The organism is Yaniella halotolerans DSM 15476 (genome assembly GCF_000420805.1).
GTDB lineage: Bacteria > Actinomycetota > Actinomycetes > Actinomycetales > Micrococcaceae > Yaniella > Yaniella halotolerans.
The window spans coordinates 296,377-315,182 of the sequence record NZ_ATVQ01000003.1; the positions used below are offsets into that span (position 1 = coordinate 296,377).

Annotated in this window: 17 protein-coding genes and 1 tRNA gene; 16 read left to right on the forward strand and 2 right to left on the reverse strand. The window is 55.0% G+C overall.

The genetic code is table 11. From position 1 onward, the window contains the following. Window positions 1–52 precede the first annotated feature (52 nt). Both G583_RS0111215 and G583_RS0111220 read right to left on the reverse strand, forming a co-directional pair. Entirely contained in the window at window positions 53–469 is a 417-nt protein-coding gene (locus G583_RS0111215) for a helix-turn-helix domain-containing protein (protein WP_022871275.1), read from the reverse strand. Window positions 470–696: 227 nt separating this feature from the next. Beyond that, window positions 697–772, reverse strand: a tRNA-Arg gene (locus G583_RS0111220). 156 nt (window positions 773–928) lie between these two features. Between G583_RS0111220 and argS the strand changes: the two genes are divergently transcribed. The 16 genes from argS to G583_RS0111305 all read left to right on the forward strand — a co-directional run bounded on the left by argS (window position 929) and on the right by G583_RS0111305 (window position 18,749). Beyond that, on the forward strand, window positions 929–2,599 hold the full coding sequence (argS, locus tag G583_RS0111225) for an arginine--tRNA ligase (RefSeq protein WP_022871276.1): 1,671 nt from the start codon (window positions 929–931) through the stop codon (window positions 2,597–2,599). After that, window positions 2,599–4,011 (forward strand): diaminopimelate decarboxylase, encoded by a 1,413-nt coding sequence (gene lysA, locus G583_RS0111230; RefSeq protein ID WP_022871277.1) that lies wholly within the window; start codon window positions 2,599–2,601, stop codon window positions 4,009–4,011. Before argS ends, lysA begins: the two co-directional genes overlap by 1 nt. A gap of 76 nt (window positions 4,012–4,087) precedes the next feature. Beyond that, a complete protein-coding gene (locus G583_RS0111235; RefSeq protein ID WP_022871278.1) occupies window positions 4,088–5,404 on the forward strand; it encodes a homoserine dehydrogenase in 1,317 nt (438 codons plus the stop codon). A gap of 2 nt (window positions 5,405–5,406) precedes the next feature. After that, entirely contained in the window at window positions 5,407–6,381 is a 975-nt protein-coding gene (thrB, locus tag G583_RS0111240) for a homoserine kinase (RefSeq protein ID WP_022871279.1), read from the forward strand. Between the two features lie 270 nt (window positions 6,382–6,651). After that, complete coding sequence (gene rho, locus G583_RS0111245) at window positions 6,652–8,709, forward strand: transcription termination factor Rho (protein ID WP_029629521.1); 2,058 nt, start codon at window positions 6,652–6,654, stop codon at window positions 8,707–8,709. A 90-nt stretch (window positions 8,710–8,799) separates the two neighbouring features. Further along, the gene (gene prfA, locus G583_RS0111255; protein WP_022871282.1) at window positions 8,800–9,888 is read left to right on the forward strand and encodes a peptide chain release factor 1; all 1,089 of its coding nucleotides are present in this window, start codon (window positions 8,800–8,802) and stop codon (window positions 9,886–9,888) included. Next, window positions 9,885–10,805 (forward strand): peptide chain release factor N(5)-glutamine methyltransferase, encoded by a 921-nt coding sequence (gene prmC, locus G583_RS0111260; RefSeq protein WP_022871283.1) that lies wholly within the window; start codon window positions 9,885–9,887, stop codon window positions 10,803–10,805. The genes prfA and prmC overlap by 4 nt, the downstream gene beginning before the upstream one ends. 11 nt (window positions 10,806–10,816) lie before the next feature. Beyond that, the gene (locus G583_RS0111265; protein WP_029629522.1) at window positions 10,817–11,533 is read left to right on the forward strand and encodes an L-threonylcarbamoyladenylate synthase; all 717 of its coding nucleotides are present in this window, start codon (window positions 10,817–10,819) and stop codon (window positions 11,531–11,533) included. Then, window positions 11,530–12,702, forward strand: a complete 1,173-nt coding sequence (locus G583_RS15770; protein WP_022871285.1) for an MraY family glycosyltransferase — start codon at window positions 11,530–11,532, stop codon at window positions 12,700–12,702. The genes G583_RS0111265 and G583_RS15770 overlap by 4 nt, the downstream gene beginning before the upstream one ends. Continuing rightward, window positions 12,695–13,102 (forward strand): hypothetical protein, encoded by a 408-nt coding sequence (locus tag G583_RS0111275; protein WP_022871286.1) that lies wholly within the window; start codon window positions 12,695–12,697, stop codon window positions 13,100–13,102. Before G583_RS15770 ends, G583_RS0111275 begins: the two co-directional genes overlap by 8 nt. Window positions 13,103–13,525: 423 nt before the next feature. Further along, entirely contained in the window at window positions 13,526–14,242 is a 717-nt protein-coding gene (gene atpB / locus G583_RS0111280) for a F0F1 ATP synthase subunit A (RefSeq protein ID WP_169558793.1), read from the forward strand. A gap of 170 nt (window positions 14,243–14,412) precedes the next feature. Next, window positions 14,413–14,628: an ATP synthase F0 subunit C gene (atpE, locus tag G583_RS0111285; RefSeq protein ID WP_022871288.1), complete on the forward strand. Its 216-nt coding sequence runs from the start codon at window positions 14,413–14,415 to the stop codon at window positions 14,626–14,628. Between the two features lie 69 nt (window positions 14,629–14,697). Continuing rightward, window positions 14,698–15,273, forward strand: a complete 576-nt coding sequence (locus G583_RS0111290) for a F0F1 ATP synthase subunit B (RefSeq protein WP_022871289.1) — start codon at window positions 14,698–14,700, stop codon at window positions 15,271–15,273. Next, the gene (locus G583_RS0111295; protein WP_022871290.1) at window positions 15,273–16,085 is read left to right on the forward strand and encodes a F0F1 ATP synthase subunit delta; all 813 of its coding nucleotides are present in this window, start codon (window positions 15,273–15,275) and stop codon (window positions 16,083–16,085) included. The genes G583_RS0111290 and G583_RS0111295 overlap by 1 nt, the downstream gene beginning before the upstream one ends. A gap of 71 nt (window positions 16,086–16,156) precedes the next feature. Then, window positions 16,157–17,791, forward strand: a complete 1,635-nt coding sequence (atpA, locus tag G583_RS0111300) for a F0F1 ATP synthase subunit alpha (RefSeq protein WP_022871291.1) — start codon at window positions 16,157–16,159, stop codon at window positions 17,789–17,791. 64 nt (window positions 17,792–17,855) lie between these two features. After that, window positions 17,856–18,749, forward strand: a complete 894-nt coding sequence (locus tag G583_RS0111305; protein ID WP_022871292.1) for a F0F1 ATP synthase subunit gamma — start codon at window positions 17,856–17,858, stop codon at window positions 18,747–18,749. The last annotated feature ends 57 nt before the right edge of the window (window positions 18,750–18,806 follow it).

Here is an 18,806-nt window from a genome sequence, read left to right on the forward strand (position 1 = left end):
GGGAACATCCCTCCAGTCTGCCTTTTGATTTGAGAATTTAGCATGTCTTGAGTCAGAGGCCCGGAGGGATGTAGTGTTCCAGACCGTCTTCACGAAGTCTGTTCTTGAGATCTTCGACCAGGCGAGTGTAGTTATCCATAATGCGTGCCCGATCCTGCAGTTCTGATGCAAGGTCTACCGATGAAGCTCGCCGCAATTCTTTACGCGTCATGGTCAGTGAAGCTGGTTTTCCACCAGGGGTATAGACCATTGAAGCTAAGGCATCCACAGTCCGATCGCGATTTTTCATCACCGTGCCTTCCATTTCCCAGCGAAAGAGCGTCCGTTCAGAAATGCCGAGCTTATGTGCTAGATCGGTTCGGGGAAGATTTGCAGCTTCTCTGCGTCGCATGATGTCTAATCCGATCGACAGTTCGTCGTCTGGATTTAACTGTGCCTGCCCTTCACGTGGGTGCGTTTTCCTGCGCATTCGGTTGTGCCGTCCAAAGATGTTAATGAGTGCATGAGTTGATACTTCAAGTATGCAGGAGGAAATTATCTGTCACAAGGCTTGAAGTGACACAAAAACAGCTTGTCAAAGCCAAAATGCTGTTTCGCTTCGGTAAACGTTGATCAACACCGCGAGACCAGCGAAGGGTCGAGGCAATATTTTGTCAATAATGGCGGGAGTGGGCAGATAGGGACTGCGCGAAGAAGTGGTGCCCCCGACAGGAATCGAACCTGTGGCCTTCTGCTCCGGAGGCAGACGCTCTATCCCCTGAGCTACGGAGGCGGGGGTCCGACAGCTGCTTGTGCAGTTCAAGCGGACCCTGAACACCCTACCGCAAATCTCGGCCATGACGAAATATGAGGTCTTGCTGGGTCACCAATAACAGGAAACACCGCATTAAAGGTGCCGAGCTAGAACACGATAGCTAAACTTGGTCACGTGAATCCCGAAAAACTTTCTGAAGCTATTGCCCAAACGCTGCATACCGCAATAGAAGCCGGTGAAATCGAGTTGCCGGCCGAGGCGGTCCCCGAAGTCCCAAGGGTCGAACGACCAAAGTCACGCGAGCACGGCGACTGGGCCACGAATATCGCCATGCAGCTCGGCAAACGTGCCGGCATGAATCCCCGGCAGTTTGCTGAAATTCTGGCGCCCAAACTCCAGGCCTTGGACGGCGTTGCACAAGTCGATATTGCGGGGCCGGGTTTCATTAACATCGTCCTTGACGCTGCGGCAGCAGGAGAGTTGGCTCGTACCATTGTCGAGTCCGGGGACACATTCGGCCACAATGACCAGGCAGCAGGCGACGTCGTGAATGTCGAGTTCGTCTCGGCTAATCCAACCGGCCCGCTGCACATCGGTCACACCCGGTGGGCCGCCCTGGGCGATGCAATCGGCCGGCTGCTACGTGCTTCTGGTGCAAAAGTCACCAACGAGTACTACATCAATGACTTTGGAGCGCAGCTCGACGTCTTTGCATCTTCCGTATGGTCTCGGATGCATGGTGAGGACGTGCCAGAGGGCGGCTACCCAGGTCAGTACATTTTCGACATCGCCGAAACCATCCTTGCTGAGGACCCTGAGATCAAAGATCAGCCTTTTGAGGACGTTCTACCTCGATTACGGACTCGTGCCTACGAGCTCCAACTCGCGGAAATTCAACAGACTTTGGACGCGTTCCAAGTTAACTTTGATGTCTGGTTCTCGGAGGCAGAACTCCACGCTAGCGGGTCCGTTGAAGAAGCTCTCGAGCGTCTCAAGGCACAAGGTCACACGTTCGAACAGGAAGGTGCGTTCTGGCTGCGCACCACCGATTTCGGTGACGATAAAGACAGAGTCTTGATTAAAGCCGACGGCAAACCCACATATTTTGCTGGCGATGCAGCCTACTACCTGTCGAAGAAAGATCGCGGATTCGACCAAAAGATCTATCTCCTTGGAGCTGACCACCACGGATATGTGAATCGACTGCGGGCATTGGCTGCATGCGCAGGTGACGACATGGACGCCAACATCGAAATCCTGATTGGACAGTTGATTTCAGTCGACGGTGCGAAATTGTCCAAGCGCGCCGGCAATATCATCGAGCTCAAAGACCTCATTGAATGGCTGGGTGTTGATGCGCTGCGCTACTCGTTGGCCCGTTACCCGAATGATTCACCGATAGAAATTGATCCGGAATTATTGCGCGCCCAAACGAACGACAATCCGGTGTTCTATGTTCAGTATGCTCATGCTCGCTCTTGCTCAGCAGCTCGCACAGCTGAAGCTCAGGGTGTGCGGCGTGACCCAGTCACGTTTGACGCTGCAGCATTAAACCATCCAACCGAAGAAGAACTCCTCTCAAAATTGGCCCAGTTCCCGTCGATAGTTGGTAGTGCCGCAAAATTGCGTCAACCACACCGGTTGGCACGGCATCTGGAATCTATCGCTGCCGCCTACCACGCCTGGTACGCTGCCGCCCGCATCGTGCCGGCGCCAAACCAAGATGGCACCAAACCTGAACCGCAAACTGTCAACTACTCCCGCCGCTGGCTCAACGACGCCACGACTCAGGTCCTCGCAAATGGTCTGGGACTTTTGGGAGTATCAGCACCGGAGAAAATGTAATGGAATCACCTCTCGCACCAGCATGGCTATCTCACCCACAAGACACTGCTGCCCTTGATCCCAAGATCTTTTCCACCGGCGTGGACCGCAAGGCTGGCGAAGTGACCGTCCAGGGCCTCGGTGTCAGCAAACTCGTCGAACAATTCGGTAGTCCACTGTGGGTTATGGACGAAAATGATTTCCGCTTCCGAGCACGACAGTACGTTGAGGCTTTCAACACGGCATTTGCACCACTCTGTGGGGGAGTGGATGTCTTCTACGCATCGAAAGCGCTGCTGACCGTGCAAGTTGCCCAGTGGGTCAAAGAAGAAGGCCTATTTATGGACACGGCCTCGGGTGGCGAACTCGCCGTCGCTCTGCGCGCCGGTACAGACCCTGCAAAGATTGGACTGCACGGTAACAATAAATCTGATGCCGAGCTGCAGACTGCCATCACCAAAGGCATTGGCCGGATCGTCGTCGACTCATTGTCTGAGCTGCGCCGTGTGGAACTTCTTGCTGAACAACTCCAAGCACGTGCAAATGTGATGCTTCGGTTGACTCCCGGGGTCGATGCTTCGACACACGAACACATTGCTACGGCACACGAGGATCAGAAATTCGGGCTGTCGATGTCGTCGGCACCGGGCCAAGAGGCTTCAGTCGCGTATCAAGCCGTGCATTTTGCCGCAGCAGCACAGCACATTGATCTGGTTGGTCTGCACTCACATATTGGTAGCCAGATCTTTGATTCCCAAGGTTTCGAAACAGCCGCCACCCGGATGCTGGAATTCATCGCAACCATTGATGCCGAGGGCATCCCCGTGGCCGAGCTCGACATTGGTGGCGGGTACGGCATCGCTTATACCGAAGCCGATGATCCCGTCGGTCCTGAAGTCATTGCCACGAACCTTGCCCAACATATTGCCTCAGAAACAACCCGACTAGGCGTGGAGTGCCCACGTATTTCTATTGAACCCGGTCGGTCCATTGCTGGCCCAGCCGGGATGACGGTATATACCGTTGGCACCACCAAAACAGTGTGGGTTGAACACAACGGTCAGCACTATCCGCGACGCTATGTCGCTGTGGACGGTGGCATGTCCGATAATCCCCGCCCGGTGCTCTACGACGCCGACTACACCGCGGTGCTGGCAAACCGCGTCAGCGACGCTGAGCCTGTCTTTTCTCGGGTGGTTGGCAAGCACTGTGAATCCGGCGATATCGTCGTCAATACGGTGTACTTGCCCGAAGATACCGAACACGGTGACCTCGTTGTCGTGCCGGCCACCGGAGCGTATGGCCACGCGATGAGCTCCAACTACAACTTGCTGACCCGCCCCGCCATCGTTGCGGTGAAAGATGGGGTTGCTCGAGAAATCATTCGGCGAGAGACCTATGAAGATTTATTTGCGCGCGAGGTTGATTTGTAACGCTGTCACGCGGACTCGACTACAATAACCACACGGCGACCTAAGTTCTAACTTTCAACGTTCTACTCGGAGGACCATGACGACTGTATCTGATACCCCAGCACTGAAGATCGCGCTGTTGGGCGGTGGGACTGTTGGATCACAGGTCGCTCGAATTCTTATTGAAGACGCTGAATCACTCACCGAGCGACTCGGTGCAGAACTCCAGCTCACACGCATCCTCGTCCGCAATCCGCAGGCAACACGCGACTACCAGTTACCCGATGAGTATTACAGTGACGACGCTGATGAAGTGCTAGAGGGCGCAGACATCGTCGTCGAGCTCATGGGCGGTGTCGAACGTACCCGAGAACTTGTGCTGCAGTCCATTGAGCAAGGCTCCAACGTCGTGACCGGCAATAAGGCGCTGCTTGCCACTCACGGCAATGAACTCTATGAAGCCGCCGCAGATGCTGGCGTGCAGTTGTCGTTTGAGGCGTCCGTAGCCGGGGGCATTCCGATTCTCCGCCCGCTACGTGATTCGTTGTCCGGCGATAAAGTCACGCGGATCATGGGGATTGTTAACGGAACCACCAACTACATCCTTGACCAGATGGATACCACCGGGGCCTATTTCAACGATGCCCTGGCTGAAGCACAGCGTCTCGGTTTTGCAGAAGCAGACCCCAGCGCCGATGTCGATGGCGACGACGCAGCAGCGAAGATTGCGATTCTCGCGCACCTGGCATTTCACGCACCGTTCTCATTGGACGAGGTATACACGCAGGGTATCGGCGAAGTCTCCGAGATGGACCACACAGCTGCTGCGACGGCCGGCTACGTCATCAAGTTGTTAGCCATTGCTGAAGAACTCGACGATCCCAACGGCGTCGTCCTGCGTGTACATCCGACGTTGTTACCACGTGACCACCCGCTAGCGAGCGTCCGCGGAGCCTATAACGCCGTGTTCGTCGAAGCAGAAAATGCTCAAGAACTCATGTTTTATGGTCCAGGAGCCGGTGGACCACCTACCGCATCGGCTGTCATGGGTGATGTCATGTCCATCGCCAAGCGTAAATTGCGTGGCGGCCCCGGGCGTACCCATACCGCACGCCGTGATCTACAAGCACTCGAAATTGGCGAATCCATCACACGCTACATGGTCGTTATCCGTGCGGCTGATGCATCCGGTGTGCTCGCTAAGGTAGCGGGGACATTCGCTGAACACCAGGTCTCCATCAAATCCATGAACCAGACCCTTGATGAAGCCTCGACCGAAGAAGACAAGACAGCCCTGTTGGCCTTCATCACGCACCGGGCAAAAGAATCACAACTGGCCCAGACGCTCAAAGCCACAGAAGCACTGGAAGAAGTACGTGAAGTGCTGTCCGTCATGCGGGTAGAAGGTAAGTAATTTTGGCATCACCCGCCACGACACCTCCCGCCAACCGAGTTCCAGCAGGCATCGTCGCCAAGATTAAGGTGCCAGCAACCTCGGCAAACCTTGGTCCAGGGTTCGACTCAGCAGGTATAGCATTCGGTCTGTACGACGAGCTCGAAATCTGCACTACAGAAGCCGGGTTCACCGCTGAAATCGAAGGTGAAGGTCAGAACTATCTGCCCACCGATGCCCGGCATTTAATCATCGCGCAGATTCGGATGCGGCTAGACAATTTGGGCTGGCACCTGCCGGGGCTGAAACTCAAAGCCATCAACCGGATCCCGCACTCTCGTGGTCTGGGATCATCAGCAGCCGCGCACATGGCGGCAGCAATGGCCGTCAAAGCACTTTTGCCACCGGATGCTGAGATCTCCAATAACGACCTGTTGCAATGGGCTTCGGAAGCAGAAGGACATCCAGATAACGTTGCCCCAGCCGTCTACGGCGGCCTGACATTCTCTTGGAAACAGGACGAGGCGTCCGAAGAAAGCTACCAGGCTATCCGCATGGACCCGCACCCCGACATCACGCCGGTGGTAGCAATTCCTGCCAAGCCATTATCCACTGCAGCAGCCCGTACGCTGTTACCGGCTACGGTGCCATATACGGAGGCCGTGGCAAATGCCGCCCGAGCAGCGCTGCTGGCGCCGGCAATGACAGGCGATCCCAAGTTGTTGTTCGCCGCCACGGAAGACTGGTTGCATCAGCGGTACCGCCAACCATCGATGCCCGAAACGCTAGAGCATATTACCGCGCTTCGCGCGCATGGACATGCAGCTGTGGTGTCTGGTGCAGGGCCAACGTTGTGTGTATTCGCAGCAGGCTCAGACGAAACCCAAAGCGTCGTACAGCAGCTCGAACAGCGCGCAGCGAAATCTTTGCAACACTGGGATGTCAGGATTCTGCCAGTTGACACTGAAGGTGCTACGATAGAGATATTCCGGCCCTAACGAGAACGATTGAGTGTATCGGAAGATATGTTTCTCTCGTATTCGGCCTGGTCTTTACCGCAATTCTGCGGAGAGCATTTGGTAGCCCATCATCCTAGATGTCAGGTTATCTCACAGTACGAACATCACTGCTGACACATCCGTGTGCAGCAAACGGTGTTATTTATATTGCAAATCACTCAACAACTCGTCATTCTGACAGTCGCAGTCGAGGTTGTTATCAAATTTGCGGGTATCTATGCCCGTACCGACGAGGGGGAAGGAACCTTCGTGACTGAACAAGACACATTACAGACCCCAACCGATAACGGGTCTGCTGGTCTGGGCGGCCTCAAAATAGCCCAACTACAGACCCTGGCGTCTCAGCTTGGCATTACCGGTACTTCACGTATGCGCAAGGCGCAGCTCGTGGAAGTCATCGCCGATCACCAGCGCGGTGGCAGTGAGACTGCTCGCCAAGCGGTGGAAGAGGCAAAGGCATCCGCAGCAAAAGAGCGGAAGCCCCGCGGTAACGCAGCAAAAGCGAAAGACGCCGAGCAGCCAGTAGAACAGGCTGACACCGAAGAAGCTGCCGCTGACAGCAAGAACGTTCAGCAACAATCGCAGGACCAGCAGGGCAAGGATAAAGCTTCCAAGAACCGCAATCAGCAGTCCCGCGATAAGAAATCTTCCCGTGAAAACGGATCACACGACAACAAATCGTCACGCGATCAGCAACAGGCTTCGCAGGACGATAAGAAATCGCAGCAGGATAGCCCGCGCGATGATCAGCAGTCGAAGCAACAAGACGCCGATGACGCTGACAATAACCAGGGCGGCCGCGGCCAGCGCACACGCAATCAACAGCGTCGCGACCAGGCCCGTAACCGTAAAGACAAAGACCAACAAGATCAGCACGATAAGCGCGATCAGCAACAGGAAAGCTCCGACGATTCCAGCGATGACGACAACCGTGATGGCAATCGTCGCCGTCGCGATGACGACCAGCGCAATCAGCGTCGTCAGCGTCAACGCGACCGGAATCGCAATCGCGATCGCCGTCGTGATCAGGACCAGGACCAAGACGATCAGCAGGACGCATCCGATGACGATACTCTGCTGCCAGTATCAGGCATCCTCGATGTCCTAGATAATTATGCGTTTGTTCGCACCTCCGGCTATTTGCCGGGCCCCAATGACGTCTACGTCTCTATGGCCATGGTCAAACGGTTTGGCCTGCGCAAGGGTGACGCTATTCGCGGTCAAGTCCGTGCACCGCAAGACGACGATGACAACCAGCAGAACAATAACCAGGGCGGCGGTGGACGCGGCGGCCGTGGTGGTCGCGGTGGACGCAATCGCCGTGGTGGCGGAGGCGGCGGCAACCGTCAGAAATTCAATGCGCTGGTCAACCTAAACTTGATCAACGGTCAAGAACCAGTTGAGAATCCAAAGCGCGTTGAATTCAACAAGCTAACCCCGCTGTACCCGCAAGAACGTCTGCGCCTGGAAAACAACAACAGCCCGAAAGATATGGGCCCTCGCCTGGTCGATCTGGTTGCTCCGATTGGTAAAGGCCAGCGTGGCCTCATCGTCTCGCCGCCAAAGGCCGGTAAGACAATGATGCTGCAGTCGATCGCCAACGCCATCACCACCAATAACCCAGAGGTTAAACTCATGATGGTACTGGTGGATGAGCGCCCAGAAGAAGTCACAGACATGCGACGCTCGGTACGTGGCGAAGTCATTGCTTCTACCTTCGACCGTCCGGCAGAAGACCACACCACCGTTGCCGAGCTCACCATTGAACGCGCCAAGCGCATGGTCGAACTGGGCCACGACGTCGTCGTCCTCTTGGACTCGATGACACGTTTGGGTCGTGCTTATAACCTGACCTCACCAGCTTCCGGACGAATCCTGTCCGGTGGTGTGGACTCAGCCGCACTGTACCCACCCAAGAAGTTCTTCGGTGCCGCCCGTAATATTGAAGGCGGCGGTTCGCTGACCATCCTTGCAACCGCACTGGTTGAAACAGGATCACGCATGGACGAAGTGATCTTCGAAGAATTCAAGGGAACCGGCAACATGGAACTGCGTCTGTCTCGTGAACTGTCCGAGCGTCGCATTTTCCCAGCAATCGATATCAACGCTTCGGGTACCCGACGCGAAGAGAATCTGCTGACGACCGAAGAAATCCGCATTATGTGGCGACTACGCCGCGTGCTGTCTGAACTCAAGACTCAACAGGGTCTGGAACTGTTGACCTCCAAGCTCAAAGAAACCGAAACCAATGCGGAATTTTTGATGTTGGTCTCCAAGACGACACTGCGAGCTCAAACAGAGTCTTAGCAACCTCCCAGAAAACCATCGCGCGACCTTGCCGGTTGCGCGATGGTTTTTTGATTCTCAACTAAGATTTCAACGACGAGGTAGAAAACCATGTTTGACTCCATAGATAACCTGCTTGCTGAACACGCTGAACTGACTGAAAAAATGGGCGACCCGGCAGTCCACGCCGACCAGGCCCTAGCACGTAAAGTCGGCCGACGCTTTGCCGAACTCGAACGCATCGTTAAAGCGCATAAGCACTGGCAACAGCTTGCCCAAGACCTTGAAGACACCCGAGAGCTTGCCGAAGAAGACGAAGATTTCGCCGCCGAAATCCCGGAACTCGAAGCACAGTATGAAGAAGCCAACGAAACGCTTCACCGGTTGCTCATCCCACGCGACCCCGACGATGCTCGAAACGTTATTCTGGAAGTCAAAGGTGGCGAAGGAGGCGAAGAAGCCGCACTGTTTGCTGCTGATCTCGCTCGCATGTACATCCGCTACGCCGAAAACAAAGGTTGGAAAACGGAACTCATCTCGGCAACCGAATCCGATCTTGGCGGGTACAAAGATGTGCACATCGGTGTGACCGGAAATTCGAACGACCCTGCAGAAGGCGTCTTCGCGCACCTCAAATATGAAGGTGGGGTTCACCGCGTGCAGCGTGTACCCGTTACCGAGTCACAAGGTCGCATCCACACCTCAGCAGCAGGTGTCCTCGTCTTTCCAGAGGTTGATGAACCCGAAGAAATCGCCATCAATCAGGCAGACCTGAAAATTGATGTTTATCGTTCGTCGGGACCCGGTGGACAGCACGTCAACACGACTGACTCCGCCGTGCGTATCACCCACTTGCCAACCGGCATCGTGGTGGCTATGCAGAACGAGAAGTCACAGATTCAGAACCGTGAAGCTGCCATGCGCGTGCTCCGCTCGCGGCTCCTAGCGTGGCAGCAAGAGCAACTCGATGCTGAAGCAGCCGAAACACGTGCTTCACAGGTTCGAACCATGGACCGTTCCGAGCGGATTCGTACGTACAACTTCCCAGAAAACCGGATCGCCGATCACCGGACGGGGTATAAAGCCAATAACCTCGATCGAGTGCTTGAAGGCGATATGAACGCTGTTATCGCATCGCTCATTGAAATGGACGAAGCTGAACGGCTGGCGGCCCTTGGGGAAACCAACGAAGCCAAATGACGGACGTCAATCAGGTCATTCAGCACGCGCGGCGTCAACTGCTTGATGCCGGCATCGATTCCGCGAAAGCGGAAGCCGACATCATTGTTGCGCACGTGTTGGAGATTGGTCGCGGCAAGCTTGGCATTCTGCAGGCTCTAGGGAAGGACCTCTCCTCGCAGAGTGAGAGCAGAGTGACCGAGCTTGTTGAGGGACGGGCAGCACGAACGCCTTTGCAGTATCTGACTGGTACAGCAGGATTCTACGGGCTCGACGTCCAGGTAGAACCCGGAGTTTTCATTCCAAGAGTCGAGACTGAAATTCTTGTAGAGACGACCCTGCAACATTTCGACAACGCTGTGGGGCCGCTCCGCGTCCTTGACCTCTGCACAGGCACCGGAGCGATCGCAGCAGCCCTGGCAGATCAGCTTCAGCAGCGCGACGTCCCTGTAGCCTTGTGGGCCGTAGATGTGGACGCGGCAGCAGTCGATCTTGCTCGTCGAAACACCGCACCGTACAAGGTCACAGTATTGTGCGCCGATGCGACCGAGAGCGATTCGGTATTGGCGGCCGCTCCAGAATTGGAAACACTGCTTGGTGCTTTTGATGCCGTCGTGACCAATCCGCCCTATATTCCAACGGAGACCCCGGTGACACAGCCGGAGGCTGGTTTCGACCCGCAACGTGCACTGTACGGCGGGTCCACCGATGGCACCGGAATTCCTCGTGCCATTGCCGACCAGGCCCTACGGTGGCTTGCACCGGGTGGTTTTTTCATCATGGAACATGACCACACGCACGCTGGTGAACTGGCAGCAGCCTTGGAATCGCATGACGGTTGGCGAAACGTGGCCACCGTCCAAGACCTTACACAGACAAATCGTTTCGTCACAGCGATTCGAACCGATGCGCTGCAACCAACACCGAAAACAACCTGAAGCCTGGCACAATGACTAACGTGACACACCCTTTTGACGCACAAGACTCCCAGCAGCGAACCGCCGCCATCGCAGCGGCGGTCGAAGCCATTGGCCAGCGAGAACTCATCGTTTTGCCAACAGATACGGTCTACGGAGTTGGCGCCGATGCGTTTAGTCCGCAAGCCGTCGCAGTCTTGTTGGCCGCCAAGGGCAGGTCTCGGCAATCCCCGCCGCCGGTACTCATTGGCGATATACATGTTTTAGACGCGCTGGCGGTGGAAGTTGCAGAAACCGCACGGCAACTCGCACACACATTCTGGCCGGGAGCTCTCACGCTGGTTTGCCACGCCCAACCATCATTGTCCTGGGATCTTGGTGAAACAAGGGGGACTGTCGCGTTGCGTCAACCTGATGATGAACTCGCACGGAACATCCTGCGTGAAACCGGACCCATGGCCGTTTCCTCCGCCAACCGACACGGTCAACCGGCTGCCACCACGATTGCAGATGCACAATCCGCACTGGGTGAATCCGTAGCCGTATATATCAACGACGGCGAACGCGGCCAACAGCAAGCGTCTACGATCGTTGACTGCACTGTTACTCCGCACCGGGTGTTGCGTTCAGGCGCCATCACGATCGAGGCGTTGCGTGGTGTCGTCCCAGAGATTTTAGATCTTACCGACCCAGAATCCTCAGACGCGGAAGAAGCCACCGGCGACTCGGAGGACACCGAGTCCTTATGAAGGTTTATCTTGCTGTCGTCGCTCTCACTGCGCTGCTCAGTTTTGTACTGACGCCGATGGCGCGGCTGCTGGGAGTACGCGGACGGGTGTACACTCCGACGCGTAAACGCGATATGCACCGTGAACCAATTCCTAAACTTGGGGGAGCGGCGATGGCGATCGCTGTCGTTATCTCGATGGGGCTGGCTTCCTTGGTGCCATTTCTTTCGGGTATCTATCAATCGCCCATGCGTGGCATCCTGGTCGCAATTCTGATCATTTTGATCATGGGGGTAGCTGACGACCTTTGGGACCTCCACTGGATCGTGAAATTCGCGGGACAAATTCTAGCCGCCGGTATTATCGCTGCAGCGGGCATCCGCGTAGAGGCCATGCCTGTGGGCTGGTTCCATGTCGATAATGAGATTGCGCAGATTCTCATCACAATCTTTGTGATTGTCTTGACCATTAACGCGTTCAACTTCGTCGATGGTCTCGACGGCTTAGCCGCGGGCGTCGCGGTCATCGGTGGGTCTGCCTTCTTCTTATACAGTTATGTGCTGACGCGCACTATCAACGCGTACGACTATTCCAATCTTTCGACCCTTCTGACTGCCTTACTTATCGGCGCCTGTATAGGATTCTTGCCCTTTAATTTCCATCCGGCCAAGATCTTCATGGGTGAGGTCGGAGCGCAACTCATTGGTCTATTAATGGCTACAGCAGCGGTTGCGGTGACTGCGGATCTTGGCGCGCTTGAGGGATTCCGGTTTAGAAATGTTCCCGCGTATATGCCGATTCTGCTTCCACTGGCCGTGATGTTGTTGCCATTGTTAGATCTCTTTATGGCTGTGCTCCGCAGAACGGCACGACGCAGCTCGCCCTTTACCGCAGATCGCGGGCACATTCATCATAAATTGGTCGATGGGGGATATACCCACCGACAAGCCGTACTGCTGCTGTATCTCTGGACGTTCGTCGTTGGCTTTGGCGCGGTGTCACTGACGTATTTCGCGGCAGAAATTGTCTTCACGGTGGTTGGTATCGCGATGACCTTGTTGGTGTTGCTGACACTGCGGCCGTGGATTATTCGGCGCGCGTACTACCGCAAACTCAATTCCATGCGTGCTGCAAGAGCGGCACAGCGATCAACAAGACAGTCTTCAGAACCCGGTGAACGACGTGGCTAAAAGATACGTGAACAAAAAGGGCTGGTGGGGCATTCTCCTGCATGCTTCGTGGCCCACCTTGCTTGCCACCGGTCTGATCGGTCTGATCTTTCACCTGGTGCGCTCAAGCGAAGCCGGTCTCTCCGCGCTTACTGCGGGCATCGCTGTATGGGTGCTCTCAGCGGTCAGTGTCGTATTGATCGCAGTCATTTGGAAGAACCATCGCAATCTTGCTATACCCGTGGCAATGGGCGCATTTGTCGCCAAAATGGTGATCTTAGGTTTCTTGCTCACGGTCGTTCCGCCACCAGAATGGCTTCACACGACTGGAGCCGCTATCGGCGCGCTGGTCGCGATCATTGTGTGGCAAGTTGCCGAGGTAGTTGCCTTCATTAATACGCGTCGATTAATCTATTCGTAGTTTTTTAGTTGAATGTGACGAAACCGACAAAAATTGGCGAAATTTTCTTGCCTGGAACCGAAAAAAGTCGTTCTGACTTGGAAGTATGATCTAAACTCCAGTGGTTTTCATTGACTGTTGTGACGAACCTCTCAGTTCATTTGATAGATTGAGCCTTCAAGGATGCGGTCGACAGCTGACTCAATGCGACACGGGTTAGGCTTTTTGCTAGACTGTCCAAGGGCAAAATCGCGAAGAAAACCGCAACTGCCTACAACATTTCGGCAACATCCCCGAAGCAGGAGTTCAAAGGCCTGCCCTTTCGCGTGGGATTATTGAGAGAGGATTTGCGTGCTTCCACTCGTGCTAAGTTATCTCCCCGCGCAAGGGGGTTACGTGCCGCCCACGATCGACGATGCGCACCCGCCAGACATCATCCCGTGGATGGCTGAGTACGGCACCGGCTTTGGTAAGCAGATGGTGATGATCGTACTGTCGATCATCCTTATCTGGGCATTTTTCGGCATTGCAATGCGCAAACCTTCCCTGGTGCCTGGTCGCGTCCAGTGGGTCGCTGAATCAGGCTATGCATTCGTTCGTAATGGCATCGGCCGAGACATCATTGGTGAAAAGAACTTCCGCCAATGGGTGCCATTGCTCTTTGCAACATTCTTCTTTGTGTTGCTCAACAACCTTTTCGGTGCAATACCTGTTCTGCAGCTTCCGTCGTTCTCGCACTCCGGTGCGGCGTATGCGCTAGCGATCATCATGTACATCATCTGGATCGGTGTTGGCCTTCGTCATCACGGCATCAAGTACTTCAAGCTTGCCGTTGTGCCAAAGGGCGTGCCGGGCTGGATTCTGCCGTTGCTCGTGCCATTGGAAATCATTTCGAACTTTATTGTTCGTCCGCTGACGCACTCACTGCGTCTGATGGCAACCATGCTGGCCGGTCACATGATCATCATGTTGGCAGGTTCAGGTGCTGATTACCTCATCACGCAAACGGATAGCATCTTCAATGCTGGTCTTGGCATCATGGTGATTATTGGCTCCGTAGCCCTCTACTTCCTGGAATTGCTCATTATGGTTCTCCAAGCGTTCGTGTTTACGCTGCTGACCTCGCTGTACATCCAGGGCGCGATAGCGGCGAACGATTAATTTTCGTCGATAGAGCAAACCACAACACAATATTGAAATTTACCGACTCAAACCATTGAGTCGGAACGGTGCGAGACACACCGTGAACGAACTTCCTGGTACCGGTACCCATCGGATCCCCGCCGGGAACCCTCCACAACCTGCCTGATAGGCATCTTGAAAGGAACACAATGGAACTGCATGGTTCATTGAACATGATCGGATACGGTCTAGCCGCGATTGGCTCCGCCATTGGTGTGGGTCTGATTTTCGCCGCATACATCAACGGTGTGGCACGCCAGCCAGAATCCCAGTCGCAGCTACAGCCAATTGCACTGCTTGGTTTCGCGCTGGCTGAAGCTCTCGCTATTCTTGGCTTGGTCTTCGCATTCGTTATCGGAGCTTAGGGCGCCATCCACGGTCGGGGTAGATCCGACTACGTAAGTCAGGAATGAACACTTAAAGGATGGTTTGAAATGATCAATAGCATGATGATCATGGCGGCCGCCGAGGCAGAGGAACAGGCTAACCCGCTTATCCCAAATATTTGGGAAATTGTGGTTACTTCGGTCGGGTTCCTTGTCCTCATGTTCATCGTCATCAAATTCATCGTTCCGGCAATGGAGAAATCCTACGTCGAACGTCGTGATGCGATCGAAGGTGGACTTGAGCGTGCCCAGGCTGCACAAGCAGAAGCTGCGCAGTTGAAAAACAACTACGAGCAGCTCCTGCAAGAAGCCCGTACAGAGGCCAGCCAGATTCGCGAGCAGGCTCGTATAGAAGCCGCACAGATCGTTGCAGAAGCCCGCCAAAATGCTTCAGCTGAAGCATCACGCATTTCTGAGCAGGCATCTGTTCAGATTGCTGCCGAGCGCCAGCAGGCCGTTTCGGCGTTGCGTACTGAGGTCGGTACTCTTGCAACTTCGTTAGCCTCCAAGATCGTTGGCGAAGCATTGAACGACGACGCACGCTCACAGCGCGTAGTCGATCGCTTCTTGGCCGATCTTGAGCAAGAACAGGCCTCGACCACGAGTGCAGGTGCAACTGAGTAATGTCACAAGCATCGCGTGATTCATTGGCACAACTGCACACCGAGCTGAAAGCAACCCTTTCGGCCGGCGGAGTCGAACTCGGCGCAGAACTGTTTGCTGCTTTGAAGGTAATTGACGATAACGGCGCTTTGCGTCGCGCAATTGCCGACCCAACGGTTGAAGCCAACCGACGACAAGAACTTATTCGCAAGGTCTTTGCGGCAAAAATCTCGGCCAATGCCGTGAGTGTACTGCAAAGCGTTGCTGCTGCTCGCTGGTCGACCGAACGTGAGTTCGGCGATGCAGTAGAACAGATGGCAGCACACGCTGTTGTTCACAGCACCGAACAGGACGGCCTTGCCGGACTCAAAGCCCTCACCCAGCAGTTGCTGGAATTCAACCACGCCGTTGAATCCAGCCATGAACTGCAACGGGCATTGACCGATATGCAAGCGCCACTATCGTCCCGAGTAGGTCTGGCACTATCATTGCTGTCAGATGCCGCAATGGAAACAACCAAGGTCCTGGTACGTCAGGCCGTCGAACTTCCTCGTGGACTGAAGCCTGTAGATCTTGTTCGTCGTTTCGCTGATCTGAGCGCACAGCAACAACGTCAGTGGATCGCCGATGTGACGGTGGCCCGTCCACTCCAGCAAGCTCAGGTAGATCGTCTTGCCAAGTCACTCTCGACCGCATTCGGGCGAGAACTGACGCTGAACATCGAGACGGACTCTCAGCTGGTCGGCGGAATACGGATCCAGGTTGGTGACGAGGTAATCGATTCCTCCGTTGCAACTCGACTAAACGATCTGAACACTAAACTGGCCGGCTGAAACCGGCACTCGAAACATTCACAACTAGGCCCATCACAATGATGTGGCAAACAAGAGAGCAGGGACTGCAGATGGCCGATTTGACCATCAACGCTGACGACGTCCGTGATGCCCTACATGAGTTTGCGGAGTCGTACGAACCGGCCGACACCGAACGTGTCGAGGTCGGCTACGTCAACAGTGCAGCCGACGGTATTGCCACTGTAGAAGGACTTCCTTCTGCCATGGCAAACGAATTGCTGCGTTTTGAAAACGGCACCACCGGACTTGCCCAGAACCTCGACCCACGTGAACTTGGTGTCGTTGTCCTGGGTGACTTCCAAGAAATTCAAGAAGGCATGAAGGTCTACCGCACCGGCGAGGTACTGTCGGTACCAGTCGGCGACGGCTTCATGGGTCGTGTCGTCAACCCAGTTGGCGAGCCAATTGATAACCTCGGTCCAATTGAGGACGAGGGACGTCGTGCGTTGGAACTTCAAGCACCAGGTGTAACCGAACGTAAGTCGGTTCACGAACCACTCCAGACCGGTATGAAAGCCATTGACGCCATGATCCCGATTGGTCGTGGACAGCGTCAGCTCATCATTGGTGACCGTCAGACCGGTAAGACCGCTATCGGTGTCGATGCGATTCTCAACCAGAAGGCCAACTGGGAATCGGGGGATCCGAATAAACAGGTACGTTGTATCTACGTCGCCGTTGGCCAGAAAGCATCGACCATTGCGTCGGTTCGCTCCACTCTGGAAAAAGAAGGCGCGCTTGATTACACCACGATCGTTGCTGCACCAGCATCCGACCCAGCCGGTCTAAAATACCTGGCGCCATACGCGGGTTCGGCTATTGGACAGCATTGGATGTACGGCGGCAAGCACGTGCTCATCATCTTTGATGACCTCTCCAAACAGGCTGAAGCATACCGTGCAGTGTCTCTTCTGCTGCGTCGCCCACCGGGCCGTGAAGCATACCCAGGTGACGTGTTCTACTTGCACTCCCGTCTGCTGGAGCGTTGTGCAAAACTCTCCGACGAACTGGGTGCTGGCTCGATGACCGGTCTGCCTATCGTAGAGACCAAAGCAAACGACGTTTCTGCGTACATTCCAACCAACGTCATCTCCATTACTGACGGCCAGATCTTCTTGCAGTCTGACCTCTTCAACGCCAACCAGCGCCCAGCTGTTGACGTTGGTGTTTCGGTATCTCGCGTTGGTGGTGACGCCCAGATCAAGGCCATGAAGAAGGTCTCCGGTACGTTGCGTATTGACCTCGCACAGTACCGTGACCAGCAAGCATTCTCGATGTTTGCTTCAGACCTCGATGCTTCTACACGTCGCCAGCTGGACCGTGGTGCTCGTCTGATGGAACTCCTCAAGCAGCCGCAGTATTCACCAATGCCAGTTGAGGAACAAGTTGTTTCCATCTGGTCAGGCTCGCGCGGCCACCTGGACGATGTCCCGGTAGCCGACGTACTGCGCTTTGAAGAAGAGTTCCTGCAACACCTACGGCTGAACAACATCGCGTTGCAAGATATCCTCGAAGCCGGTGTGATCCACGACGAAGTCGAAGAAGCACTTGTTCGCGAAGTGACCAACTTCAAGAAGTCGTTCCTTGCCGATGGCAAAGACGGCATCCAGCCAGGTCACGAAGAGCACGATGCCATTGACGAAGACGCTGTCGAACAAGAACAGATCGTCCGCCAGAAACGCTGATCGACCCTAGCTCATGGTGCCGGGGCGATCCCGGCACCGGCTATAGGTCACAGAAAGGAAAAGCATGTCAGCAGCCGATATTCGGGTCTTTCGCCAGAAGATCGATTCGACGACGTCGATGAAAAAGATCTTCAACGCGATGGAACTGATCGCTACATCGCGAATCGGTAAGGCACGCCAGCGTGTTGCAGCTTCGATGCCCTATGCGAATGCCATTACTCGGGCCGTTTCTGCGGTGTCATCACAGCAAGACATTGAACACGTACTGACGTCGGAACCAGAAAATCCACGTCGTGCAGCCGTGCTCATCATGTCTAGTGACCGCGGTTTGGCCGGAGCGTATTCTGCAAACATCCTGCGTCACGCAGAGAGCTTGGTTGAACGTCTCTCTGAGGCGGGCAAATCGTCAGATCTATACCTGATCGGACGTAAAGCTCAGGCGTATTTCGACTTCCGTAACCGTTCCTACGAAGGTTTCTGGAGCGGCTCCACCGACAGTCCAGACTTCGAGGTCGCGAAAGAGGTTGGCGAAACGCTCGTCAACGCGTTCTTGACCGACTACGAGGATGGTGGGGTAGACGAAATTCATATCGTGTACACCCAGTTCAAATCCATGATTGTCCAAGAGCCAACCGTTGTTCGACTACTCCCATTGGAAGTAGTGGAGCAGGAAGTCACCGATGAATCGGAACTGTTCCCGCTCTACGAGTACGAACCAGCTCCTGAAGATGTCTTGGATGCTTTGCTTCCTAAATACATTGAGTCGAGAATCTTCTCAGCAATGTTGCAGGCCGCAGCGTCCGAATTGGCCAACCGTCAACGCGCGATGAGTGCAGCAGGCGATAACGCCGATGACCTCATTCGTGACTACACCTTGCTGATGAACAACGCCCGTCAAGCTTCCATTACTCAGGAGCTCACCGAGCTGATCGCTGGTGCCGACGCACTGGCAGAGTAGTCGAGCAACGGGCTGGTAACACAGCCTCACTGACCAATATTCAACATCCACATAGAA

Excerpts from the sequence above, each read along its gene's own strand:
- G583_RS0111235 (WP_022871278.1), top strand. The coding sequence starts at position 4,088 with ATGACGACTGTATCTGATACCCCAGCACTGAAGATCGCGCTGTTGGGC.
- G583_RS0111215 (WP_022871275.1), bottom strand. The coding sequence starts at position 469 with ATGCGCAGGAAAACGCACCCACGTGAAGGGCAGGCACAGTTAAATCCA.
- G583_RS0111305 (WP_022871292.1), top strand. The coding sequence starts at position 17,856 with ATGTCAGCAGCCGATATTCGGGTCTTTCGCCAGAAGATCGATTCGACG.
- G583_RS15770 (WP_022871285.1), top strand. The coding sequence starts at position 11,530 with ATGAAGGTTTATCTTGCTGTCGTCGCTCTCACTGCGCTGCTCAGTTTT.
- lysA (WP_022871277.1), top strand. The coding sequence starts at position 2,599 with ATGGAATCACCTCTCGCACCAGCATGGCTATCTCACCCACAAGACACT.
- G583_RS0111265 (WP_029629522.1), top strand. The coding sequence starts at position 10,817 with ATGACTAACGTGACACACCCTTTTGACGCACAAGACTCCCAGCAGCGA.
- atpE (WP_022871288.1), top strand. The coding sequence starts at position 14,413 with ATGGAACTGCATGGTTCATTGAACATGATCGGATACGGTCTAGCCGCG.
- atpB (WP_169558793.1), top strand. The coding sequence starts at position 13,526 with ATGGCTGAGTACGGCACCGGCTTTGGTAAGCAGATGGTGATGATCGTA.
- prmC (WP_022871283.1), top strand. The coding sequence starts at position 9,885 with ATGACGGACGTCAATCAGGTCATTCAGCACGCGCGGCGTCAACTGCTT.
- G583_RS0111295 (WP_022871290.1), top strand. The coding sequence starts at position 15,273 with ATGTCACAAGCATCGCGTGATTCATTGGCACAACTGCACACCGAGCTG.
- atpA (WP_022871291.1), top strand. The coding sequence starts at position 16,157 with ATGGCCGATTTGACCATCAACGCTGACGACGTCCGTGATGCCCTACAT.
- prfA (WP_022871282.1), top strand. The coding sequence starts at position 8,800 with ATGTTTGACTCCATAGATAACCTGCTTGCTGAACACGCTGAACTGACT.
- G583_RS0111290 (WP_022871289.1), top strand. The coding sequence starts at position 14,698 with ATGATCAATAGCATGATGATCATGGCGGCCGCCGAGGCAGAGGAACAG.